The 16,878-nt window shown below is 53.0% G+C and carries 14 protein-coding genes; 11 read left to right on the top strand and 3 right to left on the bottom strand.

The features are described 5' to 3' along the window. Window positions 1–323: 323 nt before the first annotated feature. The 3 genes from AAFJ72_RS18755 to AAFJ72_RS18745 all read right to left on the bottom strand — a co-directional run bounded on the left by AAFJ72_RS18755 (window position 324) and on the right by AAFJ72_RS18745 (window position 4,260). Complete coding sequence (locus tag AAFJ72_RS18755; RefSeq protein WP_432775234.1) at window positions 324–818, bottom strand: SUKH-4 family immunity protein; 495 nt, start codon at window positions 816–818, stop codon at window positions 324–326. A 41-nt stretch (window positions 819–859) separates the two neighbouring features. Further along, the gene (locus AAFJ72_RS18750; RefSeq protein ID WP_432775232.1) at window positions 860–3,325 is read right to left on the bottom strand and encodes a nucleic acid/nucleotide deaminase domain-containing protein; all 2,466 of its coding nucleotides are present in this window, start codon (window positions 3,323–3,325) and stop codon (window positions 860–862) included. A 362-nt stretch (window positions 3,326–3,687) separates the two neighbouring features. Continuing rightward, window positions 3,688–4,260, bottom strand: a complete 573-nt coding sequence (locus AAFJ72_RS18745) for a GNAT family N-acetyltransferase (RefSeq protein ID WP_432775230.1) — start codon at window positions 4,258–4,260, stop codon at window positions 3,688–3,690. A gap of 102 nt (window positions 4,261–4,362) precedes the next feature. Between AAFJ72_RS18745 and AAFJ72_RS18740 the strand changes: the two genes are divergently transcribed. The 11 genes from AAFJ72_RS18740 (at window position 4,363) to AAFJ72_RS18690 (ending at window position 16,876) form a co-directional block, all read left to right on the top strand. Beyond that, complete coding sequence (locus AAFJ72_RS18740; RefSeq protein ID WP_432775228.1) at window positions 4,363–5,790, top strand: PLP-dependent aminotransferase family protein; 1,428 nt, start codon at window positions 4,363–4,365, stop codon at window positions 5,788–5,790. 96 nt (window positions 5,791–5,886) lie between these two features. Beyond that, entirely contained in the window at window positions 5,887–6,468 is a 582-nt protein-coding gene (locus AAFJ72_RS18735) for a TetR/AcrR family transcriptional regulator (protein WP_432775227.1), read from the top strand. Beyond that, on the top strand, window positions 6,465–6,791 hold the full coding sequence (locus AAFJ72_RS18730; RefSeq protein WP_432775225.1) for a DMT family transporter: 327 nt from the start codon (window positions 6,465–6,467) through the stop codon (window positions 6,789–6,791). Before AAFJ72_RS18735 ends, AAFJ72_RS18730 begins: the two co-directional genes overlap by 4 nt. A gap of 434 nt (window positions 6,792–7,225) precedes the next feature. Continuing rightward, a complete protein-coding gene (locus tag AAFJ72_RS18725; protein ID WP_122905668.1) occupies window positions 7,226–8,077 on the top strand; it encodes an MIP/aquaporin family protein in 852 nt (283 codons plus the stop codon). A 109-nt stretch (window positions 8,078–8,186) separates the two neighbouring features. Further along, complete coding sequence (gene glpK, locus AAFJ72_RS18720; protein WP_122905667.1) at window positions 8,187–9,686, top strand: glycerol kinase GlpK; 1,500 nt, start codon at window positions 8,187–8,189, stop codon at window positions 9,684–9,686. 164 nt (window positions 9,687–9,850) lie between these two features. Then, on the top strand, window positions 9,851–11,518 hold the full coding sequence (locus AAFJ72_RS18715) for an FAD-dependent oxidoreductase (protein WP_432775224.1): 1,668 nt from the start codon (window positions 9,851–9,853) through the stop codon (window positions 11,516–11,518). 13 nt (window positions 11,519–11,531) lie between these two features. Beyond that, window positions 11,532–12,086, top strand: coding sequence for a glycerol-3-phosphate responsive antiterminator (locus AAFJ72_RS18710; protein ID WP_432775222.1), 555 nt, complete (start codon window positions 11,532–11,534; stop codon window positions 12,084–12,086). A 243-nt stretch (window positions 12,087–12,329) separates the two neighbouring features. Next, entirely contained in the window at window positions 12,330–12,497 is a 168-nt protein-coding gene (locus AAFJ72_RS18705) for a hypothetical protein (protein ID WP_429776776.1), read from the top strand. A gap of 196 nt (window positions 12,498–12,693) precedes the next feature. Continuing rightward, entirely contained in the window at window positions 12,694–15,063 is a 2,370-nt protein-coding gene (locus AAFJ72_RS18700) for a DUF7408 domain-containing protein (RefSeq protein ID WP_432775219.1), read from the top strand. Continuing rightward, the gene (locus AAFJ72_RS18695) at window positions 15,060–15,986 is read left to right on the top strand and encodes an ATP-binding cassette domain-containing protein (protein ID WP_432775217.1); all 927 of its coding nucleotides are present in this window, start codon (window positions 15,060–15,062) and stop codon (window positions 15,984–15,986) included. Before AAFJ72_RS18700 ends, AAFJ72_RS18695 begins: the two co-directional genes overlap by 4 nt. Beyond that, on the top strand, window positions 15,983–16,876 hold the full coding sequence (locus AAFJ72_RS18690) for an ABC transporter permease (RefSeq protein WP_432775215.1): 894 nt from the start codon (window positions 15,983–15,985) through the stop codon (window positions 16,874–16,876). Before AAFJ72_RS18695 ends, AAFJ72_RS18690 begins: the two co-directional genes overlap by 4 nt. The last annotated feature ends 2 nt before the right edge of the window (window positions 16,877–16,878 follow it).

Below are 16,878 nucleotides of genomic sequence, written 5' to 3'. Positions count from 1 at the left end.
TAAAGTGTTTGGTTTGTTAGTTCTATTGTACGATCTTGTTTGTTTACACAAAATATTTTACAAACACCTGTAAACATTTTGCGAGGAAACAATCCTAGTTCATCTGCATTTGATCGTAGTACTCTTTCAGCTTCGTTTTTGTATTCTTGAATTTCTGCTGTACCTCAGAACAAATCCTAGGGTAGCTCTGCTTCGTAGTTCATTTTTGTAGTAGAATTTTTTCAATTTAATTAGCAAACACAAGATAATGAAGTTAATAACAAACAGGTTAATGATGGCGTTCTGACCATAATCGACCTGTCAATGTAACGATAAAAAACAAATTACAGGAACCCTATTTCATATGGGAGTAAATATTGATCCCAATAACTGCCCTCTTCTATTGCTTTTGGTTCTATTTTAACGAATTTCTCTTTCATTCTTTCAACAGCTGCACTCATTTCATCTTCTTCATAAGCCTTCACTTTATAAAACTCAGAACGGCAAATTTGCTCAAAAATTATATAGTTGCGAATCGATGAATTAATATATACAAAATTTGATTTTTTAGTTGTGAAAACCTCTTCACTACCACACTTTATATAAATATAAATATCCACATCGGCAAATTTCCCGATAACAATATATTTCTCATTTTTAATTATTACTTCTTCAAAGTCACTTCCCTCATAAAAAGTATGGTAAACACCATTTCGTTTTAATATTTCTGCATCTGGTAAGCCTACCTCTAATAAAAAAGAAATGGTGCTTTCTGATAGATTAAATTTTTGTAGCTCCTTCTCATTGTATTTAATAAATTGATTTTCCCAAAAGTTCATTATATCCTCATTAGATATTAACAAATTTACCACCTCTTTTATTAATTATTACTGTATTTTTTAAATTGTTCCTTGATGTCCTTAAGTAGCTGTTTCTTACTTTCAATAGCCTGTTCTTTAGTAGAGAACGGATAAGAGTAGGATTTTTCAGCATTTGGATAATACTTGTTTACTAATTCAGAACAGTTATGACCAGCCAGATCACAAAAATCTCTTTCTGAATAAATTCTTTTAACTCGTGAAGGGTCAATTCCTTCGCTTTGAAGATAGTCGTGTATAACTTTTTCTGAATGGCGGCCTTCAATAAATTTTCCATCTACTACTTTTCCTTCACTACTTGCCGCCTTATAAGCTTTGTTGCCATTGTTGTCAATATATTCAAATATAGCATAATTCTTAGCACTCTTATCGCCTCTAGCTATTCTTTCCTCAATAATTTTCTTAGATAGGTCACTTTCTCCATATTTTACTTTTGTAACAACATTACCCGGTCCCTCAACCTTCGAACTCGCCCCCCGCTTCAGCGCCTCCTTAACCCTCTCAGCACCTTTCGCCAACCAGGACGTCCCTACGGAAAAAGCTCCTCCCAGCGCGGCCCCAACCGCAAACGATTCCAGCGCCTGGCCTCCATCCGGTGTCCGACCGTCCCACAGTTCCCGCAGCGAATAATCAATATATCCGGAGGTTCCGCCCATAAACATCGCCGAGCCAAGCCCTACAGTCGTTTGTCCGCCCGTCAGCGGAACGACCGCACCTCCGCCGATCCCTGCAACGGGGCCGAAAATCGCTCCGCATACCGCGCCGATCACGGCCCCTTGGGCAGCGCTTTTGATATACTCCGACGGACTGCTCGCCTCCCCGTTGATGAGATCGGACGAGGCGGTCATGACCACGCCGCCTATCGCTCCGAGAGCGGCCCCCACTGCTGCCGCTCCAATCACCGCACCAGCACCAAATGTCGCTACCGTCAATGCTACGGCCCCAACAATCGCCACAGCCCCGAGCACGCAAAAGGCCAGCTTTCCCCAATCAAACGGCGGTTCTGGCAGTGGGGGCGTTCCTTGCTTCGGCTCGTCGTCAAACGCGGGAAACGTCGTCCGGTCCCGTCCTTCCACGTGAACGGCAGTCCCCAGGAAGTGATACTCACTCTCCAGCGAAAATCCGCTTGGCGCATTCGTTTTCTTGGCGAGAATCTGGCTTTGCGCCTGAATGACAACTCGTTTTGGCGTATAGAGCGAGATTTCTTCCTTCGCGTTCAGGGTCAGCTTTTTATGGCTGGTCAGCGTAATCCCGACGTGATCGTCCAGCGTTATCTTCAACGGCTCCTTGCATCCGCTCACAATCGAAAGGGCGGTAGGGGAAAGCTCCAGCTCGCTTCCGTGCTCTGTCCCGAAATACCGGATGTTCGGGTTAGCTGTCTTCGCACAACTGTCGCCGTTTTTGCGGACGCAGCCAAGCACCACCGCCCGTTTTCCCGTCGCATCGGGGAAATACAGGCTGGCGTTTGTACCCACCTGCGGCATACAGTACATCACATTGCCTGTAGGCGGAGCAAATGGAAACCAATGCGCGGTCTCCTTGGGCTGCTGCTTGTCTATCTCCAGATGAAGCTTGACCTGCTCGCCCTGGACCGCAAGCACCTTGCCTTCCAGCGAGACACCGGAGAGCTTCGGGTTGTGGATCGGCTCCTGCCGTATGCCGTCTATCCGGGCCAAGCGGTATGTATAGACAAACAGCCCCCGCTCCATCCGTGCCCTCACTTCGCTGACGACCATCCGCTTGTTGCGAAACCAGATTTCATCTCCGAGTGTATACCGTTCACCGGACTCGATTTCGTAGGTGAAAAAATCGGTATCGTGCAAGCCTGCCGCATCGCCACCCGCTTTTTGGTACGCCAGCAAGTCCTTGCTCGCCGTATACGCGACATCGTCCGGCAGCGTATAGCTTTTCCCTTGCGGCAATCCAAACCAAAACCGCGGTGTTGCCTCCATAATATCACTGACGAGAACACCGTGAAAATGACTGGCCAGCCGCCTGAGCAGCTCCCAATCCGTCTCGTCGTACTGGATGATCGGCTCGCCGATCTGGACGCCTTCCCCGATGCTGACATTCACGTTGTAGCCGGGATACGTCTTGATGATTTCCTGTACCAGCTTAGGATAGGTCATGTCTGCCTGCTGAAAGGAGCGGCGTTTTTTCGTTACATCGAGCTGGAAGCTTCCGGACTGCCCCTCCAGTTCGATCTCGTAAACGCCTTGCCGATGGGCGATTTGAACAGAAGTCACGACTCCCTTGAAAATCGTGGTTTCGCTTTCGCCATCCGTGTCATACAGGCGGATTTCATCGTCGTAGACAGCTTGCAGCACGGCATTTACCGTTTCGCTGTCGTCCACGATGCCCCGCAGGTAGAGTCGGGCGTGCTCGTTCGGTTTCCACTCCATTCGTACGTCTTCGATTCGTTTGATCCGGTACGGCGCTGTTACCCGGATCCGTTCATACCCTGTCATCCCTCATTTGCCTCCGTTTGGATCTAGTGGCTTCCCCTAACTGGTCCGGCGTAAAAGTTTAGGGGAAAGCGCTCACTTTTTCCGATTCATTCCATAATGTCTGTCTTCTCACCCATGTGCTCATGGTTGATAACGGATTCATTACCTGACATTAATCCCTCATTAAAGGAATTTTGGAATAACATTCTAAACCTCTATTTGTATGTATCGGAACTTTCTCCCATCAATTCCACTTATATTTTTGGAAACGACATGAAAAGAGTCTAAAAAGAGCAATTCCGCTAACGTTTACTGCCAGACAAAAAGGGTTGTCTCGAAGTCAAAGAATCGACTTTGAGACAACCCCCATGCCTTGCCAATAATCATTTCCCATACTTCTCCCGATACTCACCAGCCAGCATCGACATCAGAATCGAATCATGATAACGATGATCGTAATAAAGCGCCTGCCGCTGCACTCCCTCCCGCTGGAAGCCGAGCTTTTCATAAGCGAGTATCGCACGTTCATTGTAAGCGAACACGTTCAGCTCGATGCGGTGCAGGTTGAGAATGCCGAAGCCGTAGTCGAGCATCAACAGCAGCGCTTCACTGCCGTACCCTTTGCTCTGATACGCAGGCTGATGGATGGCGATGCGGATGAAAGCGTTGCGATTGTACGTGTCGATGCCGCCGATCTGCACGTCGCCGATCAGCTGATCGTTTTCGCACAAGGCGATTGCCAACAGCACGCTGGACGAATCCTGTGCTTTGCTTGCCAGATATTGCGCGATTTGCTCGCGGGTGTAGTGCTTTTGCGTTCCTGTCAGTTTGCGCGTTTCCGGGTGGTAGAGCGATTGGTAGTAAAAGTCGACATCGTCCTGTCCGAGCGGGCGCAGATAGACGCGTTCTCCCTGCAAAAAACGGACGGGAGCATGGTGCTCTTGATGAGTAGACATCGTTTGTGTCCTCCCTGTCAGATTTCATTTTTCACCAGCATAGCGAACAAGTGTATACTTGAAAATGCACAGTTTTGCAAAAATCAAAAGGACAGATGACCGATGCTCTTGACGCCCAAATGGGACGAAAACGGAAACGAACCGCAATACGTGCAACTGTACACGTTCCTCAAAAACGAAATCATTGCAGGCAGGCTGGCAGAAAAAACGCGGCTGCCGTCCGTGCGCAAGCTGGCAGATGCTCTCGGTTTGAGCACGACGCCTGTGGAAATGGCGTACCAGCAGCTTTTGGCCGAAGGGTTCATCCGAAGCAGGCCGCGCAGCGGCTACTTCGTGGAGAAGCTGCCTGACCCCGAGCTTACGCCAAAAGGGCAAGGGGTGTCCGAACAGCCCGAATGGAGCAGACCGCTCCTGCGTGACAACCGCAAGTACCGATACGATTTTCACATGTCGCAAAACGATTTTTCGCTGTTTCCGCACACGCTCTGGCGGCGGCTGTACAATCAGGTGCTTGGCGGCGAGCGGCAGGAGGAGCTTTTTTACGGCGATCCGCAGGGCGAGCCGGGACTGCGCCAGCAAATTGCCGATTATGTGCGCAGGTACCGCGGCGTCGTCTGCACGCCGGACCAGATCGTCATTGGCGCGGACCAGTTTGGACTGCTCTCGCTGATTTGCCTGATGCTTAGGCAGCAGCTTAAGCGGATCGCGGTGGAAAATCCGGGCTATTTGCTGTATGCCAATACGTTTCGCCAGCATGGATATGAGGCAGTGCCGATCTCGCTTGACGAAGACGGAATCTGTGTAGACGAACTGTACGAATCAGGAGTGCGCCTTGCCGTCGTGTCCCCCTCGCACCAATATCCGCGCGGGATGATTATGCCCGTATCCAGGCGGCTTGCGCTTTTGGAATGGGCGCAAAGCGTCGACGGCTTTATCATCGAGGACGACTACGATGGCGAGTTTCGCTACCACGGCAGGCCAATTCCGGCGCTGCAAGGGCTTTTGCCGCAAACCAATGTCATCTACATGGGCGGCTTCGCACAGGTGATGGCTCCGGCGCTCGGCATCTGGTACATGGTGCTGCCGCAGTCGTTGCTGGATGCGTATTTTACCCTGCTGCACGACACGTTGCTGGAGCAATCCGCGTCGCGGCTGCACCAGCGGACGATGGAGATTTTTATGCAAAAAGGCCACCTGGAAAAACACGTCCGCAAAATGCGCAGCCTGTACCGGAAAAAGCACGATGCCTTGCTGGCAGCAATCCACAAGCATTTCGGCGAACGGGCGTCGGTGATCGGGGCGGATGCGGGCTTTCACGTCTTGCTGCGCGTGTACAGTGAGCGTTCGGAAGAAGAGTTGAGACGGCTGGCGATTCAGGCGGGGATTCGCGCATCGTCTGCGGCTTTTACGTGGCTTACGCCGCCAGCGGAAATGCCCAAGGAGTTTTTTCTCGGCTTTTCCGGCATTGCGCTCGACCAGATTGAGCCGGGAATTGCGGCGTTGCACGAAGCCTGGTTTGCGGGTAGTTGACATCCAGAACGCAGGTGGGTATGCTATTTGTAACGATAGGAAAATGTGGAAAACAAAATATTTTCCTTGTTTTACGAGTGGGAGGTTCATGCAAAAATGCAGGAGCGAATTTTGCAATGTGCCCAACAGGAGATCGAAACGCGAGGCATCCGTTTTACAATGGCGGATTTGGCTCGGCGGGCGGGGATCAGTACGAAAACGTTGTACGCCAGCTTCCCTTCCAAAGAGGAGCTCATCACGAGACTGATTGCCGACAGCATCGAGGAATTGAAGGCGAGCGAAGACCGGATTTTGCATGATCCGCACCTCGATTTGCCGGAAAAGATGCGCGAGTTGCTGGCATTGGTGCCGAGCGGCTTTGCCCGGACGGATTTGCGCGTCTGGTACGAGTTGAAGCGCTACTATCCCGCACAGTGGAAAATGGTGGAGGAAGTGTACCAGGAAGAGTGGGAGCATGTCCGCGTGCTGCTTGAGCAGGGCGTCGAAGCTGGCGTGTTTCGCCCGGTTCAGCTTCCGATTTTGATTTTGATGTACACGGGAGCGCTCGAGCAACTGATTGACCAGCAATTGTCCGGTCGGCATCAGATGACGATCGGGGAGGCGTTGGACGCGATGATTGATATTTTGCTCGGCGGTGTTTTGGCTGCGCCAGCAACGAGAGGGGAAACGGGAAAATGAGTTGGGTGTATTTGCTGCTGGCGATTTTGCTGGAGGTGGCGGGAACAACTTCGATGAAGCTGTCGGAAGGGCTGAGCAGGCCAATTCCGAGTGTGCTGATGTTTGTGTTTTACGTGCTGTGCTTTTCCTCGTTGAGCCTGGCGCTGAAAGAAATGGAAGTCGGCACCGCGTATGCGATCTGGTCCGGGCTGGGTACGGCGATGATCGCTGTGATCGGCGTCCTTTTTTTCAAGGATGTGCTTACCGTGAAAAAGGTGGTGGCGGTCGCGCTGATTATCGTGGGCTGTGTCCTGCTGAATCTCGGTGACGGCGCCCATGCCTAGCAATCTGCAAAGGAGCAGCAGAATGCTGGAGTGACGTCCAAATGAGCAGAACGGTACCAAGGCTGTTCGCGTTTTTCTGCCGGAGCTGGTTAGGACGGCAAGCAGCGGGAAAAAGGCTTCAAGCTGCAGGTGAAGCGGAAAGGCAGCCATGAGCAAAAGCGGTTTCCCGGCAAAAAAGAAAACGGATTCTTGACAGATTTTGCGTGGCCGCTATATAGTAGGACATAAGTTAATAGTGCTGTGGAGATTGGGAGATCAGCTAATATTTGCAAAAAGAGGGCGACGCCCTGCGTTTTTGCGAGTATTGGCTTTTTTGTTTTCTCCACAAAAAAACAAAAAGGAGTTGGGTGAAATGTAAGCGCTTTAGAAAACGGTTTCATTGCGATTTTTCGGCTGGTTTACATGGTCGTTTTTCAAAAAAAGGGGGTAAGGACATGTCTGCTTACGTAGGAGAATTGGTCGGGACAATGATCCTGATTATTTTGGGGGCAGGGGTATGCGCAGGCCAAAACCTGAAAAAAGCATACTCGCAAAATGGCGGCTGGATCGTCATTACACTCGGCTGGGGGCTTGCCGTAGCGTGCGGTGCATACGCAGTTGGCAGCATCAGCGGCGCGCATCTGAATCCTGCGCTCACGATTGCGCTGGCGAGCATCGGGCAGTTTGCGTGGGAGCAGGTGCCGGGCTACGTGTTGGCACAATTTGTCGGTGCATTTATGGGTGCGACGTTTGTCTGGATTTTTTACTATCCGCACTGGCGCGAGACAGACGACCCGGCAGCAAAATTGGGGGTATTCGCAACCGGACCAGCGATTCCACATACAGTTGCCAACTTGTTCAGTGAAATTTTAGGTACGTTTTTCCTGGTGCTTGGTATTCTGGCCATCGGTGCGAATAAATTTGCAGAAGGATTGAATCCGTTTGTCGTCGGCTTCCTGATTGTCGCCATCGGTTTGTCCCTCGGCGGAACGACGGGCTATGCGATCAACCCGGCGCGCGATCTCGGGCCGCGAATCGCCCACGCCCTCCTGCCGATTCACGGAAAAGGCCACTCCAACTGGGGCTACGCCTGGATTCCCGTCGTGGGGCCGATCATCGGTGCGGTGTGCGGTGCCTTTTTCTACAAGTGGACGTTTACCGACCACAGCCTGACCGGAGTGGTGGCCCTGGCCGTATTCATGGTCATCGCGATGGCAGTCGGGATGGCGAGCAAAAAGACAAATGCTGCCCAGGCGAGCGGCAAAAATCTGGCAGCAGATCGGGCGCATTCCCAATCGCATTCGTAAGCGGCGGCGAAAGCCCGATTCCGTCTCAAAAAAAAGAAGCAGGGAAAAGTCCCTGTCGCAAGTAAAAAGATCAGATCCAATGTTTCTATTATAAGGAGGAACAGCCGCTATGGACAACAAATACATGCTCTCGCTCGACCAGGGAACGACAAGCTCCCGTGCGATTTTATTCGATAAATCCGGCGCGATCATCGGGGTGGCCCAAAAAGAATTTACGCAAATTTACCCCAAGCCAGGCTGGGTAGAGCACAACGCCGAGGAAATTTGGGAGTCCCAACTGGAAGTGCTGAAAGCGGTTTTGCTGGAAAACCACGTGAAGCCGGAGCAAATCGCGGGTATTGGCATCACCAACCAGCGCGAGACGACCGTTGTCTGGGATCGCCACACCGGAAAGCCGATCTACAATGCAATCGTTTGGCAGAGCAGACAGACCATTGACATTTGCAACCAGTTGAAAGAGCAAGGCTATGAACAGACCGTCCGCGAGAAAACAGGTCTTTTGATCGACGCCTATTTTTCTGGGACGAAGGTCAAATGGATGCTCGACCACGTAGAAGGCGCACGGGAAAAAGCGGAGCGAGGCGACCTGCTGTTCGGAACGATTGACACGTGGCTGATCTGGAAGCTGACAAATGGCCGCGTCCATGTGACAGACTATTCCAATGCTTCGCGCACGTTGCTGTTCAACATCCACACGTTGGAGTGGGACGAGGAATTGTTGTCCATGCTGCAAGTTCCGAAAAGCATGCTGCCGCGCGTCTGCCCATCCAGCGAGCTGTACGGATATACGGACGAAAAATTGTTCCAGGTGCAAATTCCGATTGCCGGTATCGCCGGAGACCAGCAGGCGGCTTTGTTCGGTCAGGCGTGCTTCACAGAGGGTACGGCGAAGAACACGTACGGAACCGGATGCTTCATGCTGATGAACACAGGGGAAAAAGCAGTGGCCTCGAAAAACGGATTGCTGACCACGATTGCCTGGGGCGTAGACGGCAAGGTGGAGTACGCGCTGGAAGGCAGCATTTTCGTGGCAGGAGCGGCGATTCAATGGCTGCGCGACGGCTTGAAGCTGATTGAGAAGTCGTCCGATTCGGAAAAGCATGCGCTGGCTGTTGACAGCACAGACGGCGTTTACATGGTTCCGGCGTTTGTCGGGCTGGGCGCACCGTATTGGGACATGGAGGCGCGCGGCGCGATTTTCGGCCTGACTCGCGGCACGACAGAGGACCATCTGATTCGGGCGGCGCTGGAATCGCTCGCGTACCAGACGCGCGACGTGCTGGAGGCGATGGAGGCCGATTCCGGCATTAAGCTGCAAAAGCTGGCTGTAGACGGCGGAGCGGTAGCCAACAACTTCCTGATGCAGTTCCAGTCCGACATCCTGGCGACAGAGGTGGAGCGTCCGCGCGTCAATGAAACGACCGCGCTCGGAGCTGCCTACCTCGCAGGGCTTGCGGTCGGCTACTGGAACAGCAAGGAAGACATCGTCCACAACAAAGTGGTGGAGCGCTCGTTTGTGCCGAATATGCCGGAACAAAAACGCGAGGAGCTGTACGAAGGCTGGAAGCAGGCCGTACAGGCGACGATGGGTTACAAGATTAGGCATTGATTTTTGCGGCAAATAGGAATAGAGTAAAGATAAGTTAATAAATTGCTGTGGAGACCGTGGAGACAGCCAGTATCAAAAGGGCAATGGACAATTTTTCGTTGCTTCTTTTGGATATTGGCTGTTTTTTGTTTTTTCTTTAAAGAAAAGAAAGGATGAACACAACGATGAACGATCAACCAACATTGTCAGCAAGAAAACGTCAGGCATGTTTGGAAGAAATGGCGGGCAAGCGCTTCGATCTTTTGATTATCGGCGGCGGTGTGACAGGAGCGGGCATCGCGCTGGACGCTGCTTCGCGCGGTTTGAGCGTAGGGCTGGTGGAAAAGCAGGACTTCGCCGCAGGCACGAGCAGCCGCTCGACGAAGCTCGTCCACGGTGGCCTGCGCTATTTGAAGCAGGGCGACGTGCAGCTCGTGCGGGAAGTCGGCAGGGAGCGGGCGATTTTGTACCGCAACGCTCCGCATATTGTCATTCCGGAAAAAATGATTTTGCCGATTGTGGAAAAAGGCACGTACGGCAAGCTCGCTACCTCCATCGGGTTGTACATTTACGACGTGCTGGCCGGAGTCGAGCGCAAGGAACGCCGCATCATGCTGAACAAAAAGCAGACGATGGAGGCAGAGCCGCTATTGCGCACGGATATTTTGAAGGGGGGCGGCCTCTACTTCGAATACCGGACGGACGATGCACGCCTGACCATCGAAGTGATGAAGACAGCCCGCGCGCACGGCGCCTTGTGCGTGAACTACACCGAGGCGACGGAGTTTTTGTATGAAAACGGCAAAGTGACAGGGATTCGCGCGAAAGACTTGCTCACAGGCACCGAGTACGCCATGCACGCCAAAAAAATCGTCAACGCCGCAGGTCCTTGGGTCGATCAGCTCAGGGAAAAAGACAAGTCGCTGTACGGCAAAAGACTCCATTTGACAAAAGGCGTCCACCTGGTCGTTCCGTACAACCGCCTGCCGCTCAAGCAGTCTGTGTACTTCGACGTATCCGACGGGCGCATGCTGTTTGCGATTCCGCGAAATAACAGCACGTATATCGGCACGACCGACACGAACTACCACGGTGTGCTGGAGCGTCCGACCGTGACGCGCGAAGATATGGAATACGTGCTGCGGGCCGCCAACGAAATGTTCCCGACAGCAAAGCTGACCGAACAGGATGTCAGCTCAAGCTGGGCAGGACTCAGGCCGCTCATTCACGAGGACGGCAAATCCCCGTCCGAACTGTCGCGCAAGGATGAGATTTTTTACTCGAAAAGCGGACTGATTACGATTGCGGGCGGCAAACTGACAGGCTTCCGCAAGATGGCAGAGCGCATCGTCGACGTCGTGGTCAAACAACTGACAGAAGAAGAAGGCAGATCGTTTTCGCCTTGCCAGACAGACAAGATCGTGCTTGCCGGCGGCAACTTCGCCTCTGCGAGCATGATCCCTGCCTATGTGAAAAAGCAGGCGGAGCGGCTGAGCGCAGCGGGCATTTCCGAGGAACAAATTCGCGTGCTTGTAGGAAAGTTTGGCAGCAATAGCGAAAAGATAGTAACGATGTGTCTGGAATATATGGAGCAAGACCGGACGAAGACGGCGGCAGAGGCGCTGCTTTTGGCGGAGCTGCATTACACATTGGATGAAGAAATGGTCATGACCGCGAGCGACTTTTTGATTCGCCGCACCGGCAGACTGTTTTTTGAACGAGACTCGCTGGAAGCCGTGTATCCGCAGGTGATTAATGAGCTTGCCAAAGAGCTGCATTGGGATAATGAGCGCAAAGACCGTGAATGGAAAGCTTTTGCCGAGGAATACCATCTTGCCAAAACATTTCTATAGGGGTGAGTCCTGATTGGCCAACCAGATTAATCAGCCTATTCTTCCGGCTGCGCGAACACTGAAGGAATTTGATGAACTGATGGAGTCGTGCTACGAGCGCATTATTTTGCTGAATGCCCATATCGCCCAAGTGAAACCGCTGGGAAAACGAGCGCGGGCGTTTGGGAAAAAACTGCTGATTCACGCTGATCTCATCGACGGCTTGAAGTCGGATGAGTACGCGATGGAATTTCTCGCACAGGAAGTAAAGCCTGACGGAATCATCACGACGAGAAACAGTGTGATCTTGGCCGCGAAGAAAAAAGGGCTGATTTCCATCCAACGTCTTTTTCTCATCGATACGATGGCGCTGGACAGCAGCCTGACGCAACTGGAACGGACTAAACCGGACTACGTCGAGGTGCTGCCGGGTATTATTCCGCATCTGATCGAGGAGATTACCGAGCGGACGAAGATTCCGGTCATTGCGGGCGGCTTCATCCGTACGAAGGAAGACGTGGAGCGGGCTCTGCAGGCAGGTGCGACTTCTGTCACTACCTCGCGCAGGGAACTGTGGGCAAAATCATAGGGAAACCGGGACGAACAACAGCAAAAGCCGGACATTCCATGAAGGGATGCTCCGGCTTTCCGCTTTTTAACAGGCAGGAAACGATGGGTAGACACCTGATTTTCAGGCGGGCAAGATCATCGTCCATGCGGGGAAATACGCCCCTGCATATATACATAGAGTCATCAAAAATCAAGAGGAAAGAAGGCGACAGCATGTACTATCCAAGCTCAAACTGGACGTCATCGTACTCTTCTTCTGCCTATGGACACTCTTCCTATTATCCTTGGCAGCGGGACGGTCAACGCCCGCCAGGCAGGGATCGCGGCAGAGGGCAGGACTGGCGGCAAAGACGGAGATGCCCCGATCACTGTCGGCATTGTCCGCCGCAATGCTGTGGACGCCGTCATTGGTAATCTCTTGATCGTTTGATACAAAAAAAGAGGGCGTTTGCCGATGCCACCTCGCATAACGTGAGGTGGTTTCTTCATTTTGCTGTCTGTTGATCTGCACCGCGCCAATCCTTTTTTTCGAACAAACTGTAGCTTTTTGATTGTCAAAAACGTCTATAAGTGTATGAAAAAGTCGAATGAACTGCAAACGAATTGACTATGGAGGTATTGAGCGAATGAAAACGACGAAGTGCAAGCGATGGCTGCTATCCGCGTGTGCGTTCCTCCTGCTGCTGGTGTGGGGACAAGCGCACCCGGCAATCTCCCTGGCAGAAGGTGCGATCCAGCTGGCCGTAAGCGCAGGAATCGACGGAGTGTACCGGGAAGAGGGGCTGGTGCCAGTCGCGGTGACTGTCACAAACGGGGGCGCCGATGTGGAAGGCAACCTGATGGTGGCGACAGGAGTACGGGGGGCGAATCAGTTTTCTGTCGCCTATTACCAGCCTGTGTCGATAGCCAGGGGAACGACCAAGCAGGTGACGATTATGGTCCCAGGCTCGGAGATTACCGGCAGTACATACGTGGCACTCATGGAAAAAGACAATATCGTGGCGCAAGCCCCCTTGGGCGGCAAACCGTACAGCAACCACACGCTGATGATCGGGGTGCTCGCGCAAAACGCAGACACGGCCAATTTTTTGGGGACGCTGCCCAAGGATTCTTTTCCCGACGACGTCAAAACAGTGGCGATGAAGCCGGAGCATATCCCGACATCCGGTGTGCAACTGCAAATGCTCAACATGCTGGTGCTGAACAATTTCGCCCTGGATTCCCTGAATGAACAGCAGATTCAGGCGATACGCGACTGGACAAAAGCGGGCGGCAAACTCGTTCTGGCAGGCGGTGCCCATTACCGGAAAACAGCCGGGGCGCTGGCCGACCTGTCTCCAGTCGAAGTGAATCAGGTGACGAGCGTGAAGACGCTGGCCAGCATGAAGGCGGAGAAAACGAATCCGATCAGCTTGACGGCTCCGTTTACTGTCAGCAGCGGTACGGTAAAGGCAGGCAAAGTGCTGTACAGCGAAGGGGCGATTCCACTGTTTGCCGTCCACAGCGTCGGGGAAGGCAAGGTGCTGTACGTCGCCTACGACCTGGCAGAAGAGCCTGTCGCAAGCTGGGCGGGGAATGGCCGATTCTGGTCAGACCTTTTGCACAAAGCGTTCGGTTCCTCGCTTTTCGACTCCAAACGTTCAACGATTGATCGCATCTGGCCGCTGCAGGAAGCAGCTGCCATGAATCCTGCCCTGAAAATTCCCGATGTAAGCTGGTTTGTGCTGTTTTTTGTCGTGTACGCCCTGATCGCCGGACCGATCCTGTTTTTCATTTTGCGGGCATGGCGCAAGCAAAGCTACATGTGGGTCATCGTACCGTCACTGTCGATCATTACGGGAATCGGGATTTTTTCCTTTGGTGCCATGCAGCGCGGCGCAGGCGTGCTGGTTCATCAGACGAGCTTCGTCCAACTGCAAAATGACGGACAAGCAAAGGTAAACGGCGTGACCTCGTTTTTTGTCCCCAACAATGGCGATTACCGTCTGATCGTAAAAGGGCAAGGCCAAGCCCGGCCGCTGCGGGAGCAAGAGCGGGGGGACCAGATCCCGAAAATATGGGCCTCCATGCAAGCCGACCAAACCGAAGTGGAGTTTCGCGACGTAGAGTTCTGGTCGACGCGCAAGGTGGCGACAGAGCATACGATTTTTGACGCGGGCAGCTTCGAATCGAACCTGTCCTATACGGAAGGCGCGTTGAAAGGAACCGTTACGAACAAGACCAGGTTCGCCCTGCGCGATGTGACGATTTTCTCCGGAAGGCAGATGCAGGAAATTCCGGAGCTGGCTCCGGGTGCAACTGTAGAGGTCAATTTGCCCTTCCAGCCGTCCGCACAGGCAAGATACGGGAGTCGACAGTCGTATGCCATGCAGGCGCTGCCTGCGCATCTGCGCTCTCTCCAAGACGAGCAGGTGCGAGAGCAGATTATGATCGAAATGCTGGAAGTGACTGGACGCACAAGCAATCAGTCGGAAATCGTGCGGATCGTAGGCTGGACCGATCAGCCGGTTGTCGATGCCGCCGTGCAAAGTGAAGACGTCAAGACAAACAGTATCGCCCTGGTCACTTCGGGATTGAAGGTTCAGCCGTCCAAGGACGGGCATGTGTACTATCCGACCGGGACGTTTGATGTCACGATGGTGGGCAGCTCTGTTCCTGTAGATGAGGGGGGCGACGGCTACTTCTTGACGGCAGGAGACATCACGTTTGACATCAATCTGAGCCAGGAAGGCAAAAAACTGGAAATTGCCAATGTGTACCTGTACACCTGGTCCGATGACGGTACGTCGTTTGCCAAGGAAGTGTACAACTGGCAGACAAAGACGTATGAGCCGTATGAAAAAGCGTTCAACAACAATGTGATGACAGGCGACAAGGCCGCCCACTATGTATCGGCCGACGGCATGCTGCGGATCAAGTTTTCCCATCAACTGCCTGAGATGCGCCATATCGGGATTCCGAACGTCAGCGTGGAAGGGAAGGTGAGCCAACTGTGATTCAAATTCGCAATTTGTGCAAGAGCTACGGGAAAATGCAGGCGTTGAAGGGCCTGACGATGGATATTGAAAAAGGCACGGTGTTCGGCTTCGTCGGTCCGAACGGGGCGGGAAAATCGACAACGATGTCCATTTTGGCTACCTTGCTTGCCCCGACGAGCGGCAAAGCGTACGTAGGCGGCTACGAGGTGACGAGCCACCCGAAGGAAGTGCGCAAGCTGATCGGCTACATGCCGGACTTTTTTGGCGTCTACGACAATTTGACGGCAGAGGAGTACCTTGATTTTTACGGGGCGAACTACGATATTCCGTCCGCACAGCGAAAGCAGATCATTCCCCAGCTGCTCGATCTGGTCAATCTCAGCCACAAGCGGGATGCTTACGTCGATTCTTTGTCGCGGGGGATGAAGCAGCGGCTCGGACTCGCCCGGTCGCTTGTGCACAACCCGGAGGTGCTGATTTTGGATGAGCCTGCCTCCGGATTGGACCCGCGGGCGCGGATTGAGCTGCGGGAGATTTTGAAAGAACTGCGCGACATGGGCAAGACGATCATCATCAGCTCGCATATTTTGCCGGAGCTGGCCGAGATGTGCGACGTCATCGGAGTGATTGAGGAAGGCAACCTGGTGGCGTATGGCCGGGTGGATGAGATTTATGCCAAAATGCAGGAGCAGCGAGTGCTGCGCATCCGTCTGACCGGACGGATCGAGGAAGCGATGACCCGACTGCGCGAAATGCCTGTGATTACGAGTGTGACGCGGGAGGGCAGCTGGGTTGTCGCCAACTTTTCGGGACACGACGAGCAGCAGGTGGAGCTGTTGCGGGAGCTTGCGGTTGCAGGCTTTCCGGTAGCTGCCTTCAATGAGACGGTTGGCGATCTGGAAGACATCTTTTTGGAAATTACGAAAGGGGTAGGCTCATGAACGTTTTGCGACGATTGCGCAACCCTGTCCTGTTCAACGAGTGGAAAATGCGGATGCGGTCAAACCGCTCGCCGTGGCTCATTCTCTTTTACCTGCTGGTGATGGGAAGCATGACGCTGCTCGCGGTCTTTTTCATGACCAACGGCGGCAGCTACTACAACCCTGGCGAGACGCGGGAGCTGTTCATGCTGCTGTCGATGATGCAGCTTGGCATGATCGGCTTCGTCGTTCCGGGGCTGACGGCGGGTGTGATCTCGGGAGAGCGTGAGCGGCAGACGCTGAGCATCCTGTTGACGACAAATGTGAGCGCCACGCGGTTGATTTTGGGAAAATGGCTGGCCTCGCTCAGCTTCATGACCTTTCTTGTCTTTGCCACGATTCCGCTGTACGCCATCGTGTTTTTGTACGGGGGGGTTTCGCCGATTCAACTCATCAAGGTATTCGGCTTTTATGTGGTGACGATGTTTGCTGCGGGCAGCATCGGCGTGCTCATGTCGACGCTCATCAAGCGCACGGGAATTGCCACGGTCGTTACCTATGCGCTGGCGTTCGGAATTGCCATCGGGAGCAGTGTGCTGGCGGAAATCATTCGCGAGTTTATTCGCTATCAGAATCGGCTGAACCAGGTCGCTTCTTCGCCCATGCCGATCTGGCCTGATCTTTTGCACAGCCTCAATCCGGTGCTTGCCATGCTGAACATTTTTGGCGAGGGGCCATACGGGAGCTTGCGAGGCCTCGTCAACAGACAAAGCCTCTGGGCAAACATTGATCCGTTCTGGTTTTACTGCATCATCTACGGGGCGCTGACGGTCGTGTGCCTGCTGCTGGCGATTTACTTCATCCAGCCTGTGCGGGGCAGGCTGCGCAAAACGGCAGCAGAGGAGCAGTAAAC

It is taken from the genome of Brevibacillus gelatini, from assembly GCF_050920745.1.
Lineage (GTDB): Bacteria > Bacillota > Bacilli > Brevibacillales > Brevibacillaceae > Brevibacillus > Brevibacillus gelatini.
Note: the sequence above shows the minus strand (reverse complement) of the source record. Positions and strands in the feature narration are given on the sequence as shown.

Coding starts and splice junctions, on each gene's coding strand:
- AAFJ72_RS18755 (WP_432775234.1), bottom strand. CDS start 818: ATGAACTTTTGGGAAAATCAATTTATTAAATACAATGAGAAGGAGCTA.
- AAFJ72_RS18750 (WP_432775232.1), bottom strand. CDS start 3,325: ATGACAGGGTATGAACGGATCCGGGTAACAGCGCCGTACCGGATCAAA.
- AAFJ72_RS18745 (WP_432775230.1), bottom strand. CDS start 4,260: ATGTCTACTCATCAAGAGCACCATGCTCCCGTCCGTTTTTTGCAGGGA.
- AAFJ72_RS18740 (WP_432775228.1), top strand. CDS start 4,363: ATGCTCTTGACGCCCAAATGGGACGAAAACGGAAACGAACCGCAATAC.
- AAFJ72_RS18735 (WP_432775227.1), top strand. CDS start 5,887: ATGCAGGAGCGAATTTTGCAATGTGCCCAACAGGAGATCGAAACGCGA.
- AAFJ72_RS18730 (WP_432775225.1), top strand. CDS start 6,465: ATGAGTTGGGTGTATTTGCTGCTGGCGATTTTGCTGGAGGTGGCGGGA.
- AAFJ72_RS18725 (WP_122905668.1), top strand. CDS start 7,226: ATGTCTGCTTACGTAGGAGAATTGGTCGGGACAATGATCCTGATTATT.
- glpK (WP_122905667.1), top strand. CDS start 8,187: ATGGACAACAAATACATGCTCTCGCTCGACCAGGGAACGACAAGCTCC.
- AAFJ72_RS18715 (WP_432775224.1), top strand. CDS start 9,851: ATGAACGATCAACCAACATTGTCAGCAAGAAAACGTCAGGCATGTTTG.
- AAFJ72_RS18705 (WP_429776776.1), top strand. CDS start 12,330: ATGGACACTCTTCCTATTATCCTTGGCAGCGGGACGGTCAACGCCCGC.
- AAFJ72_RS18700 (WP_432775219.1), top strand. CDS start 12,694: ATGAAAACGACGAAGTGCAAGCGATGGCTGCTATCCGCGTGTGCGTTC.
- AAFJ72_RS18690 (WP_432775215.1), top strand. CDS start 15,983: ATGAACGTTTTGCGACGATTGCGCAACCCTGTCCTGTTCAACGAGTGG.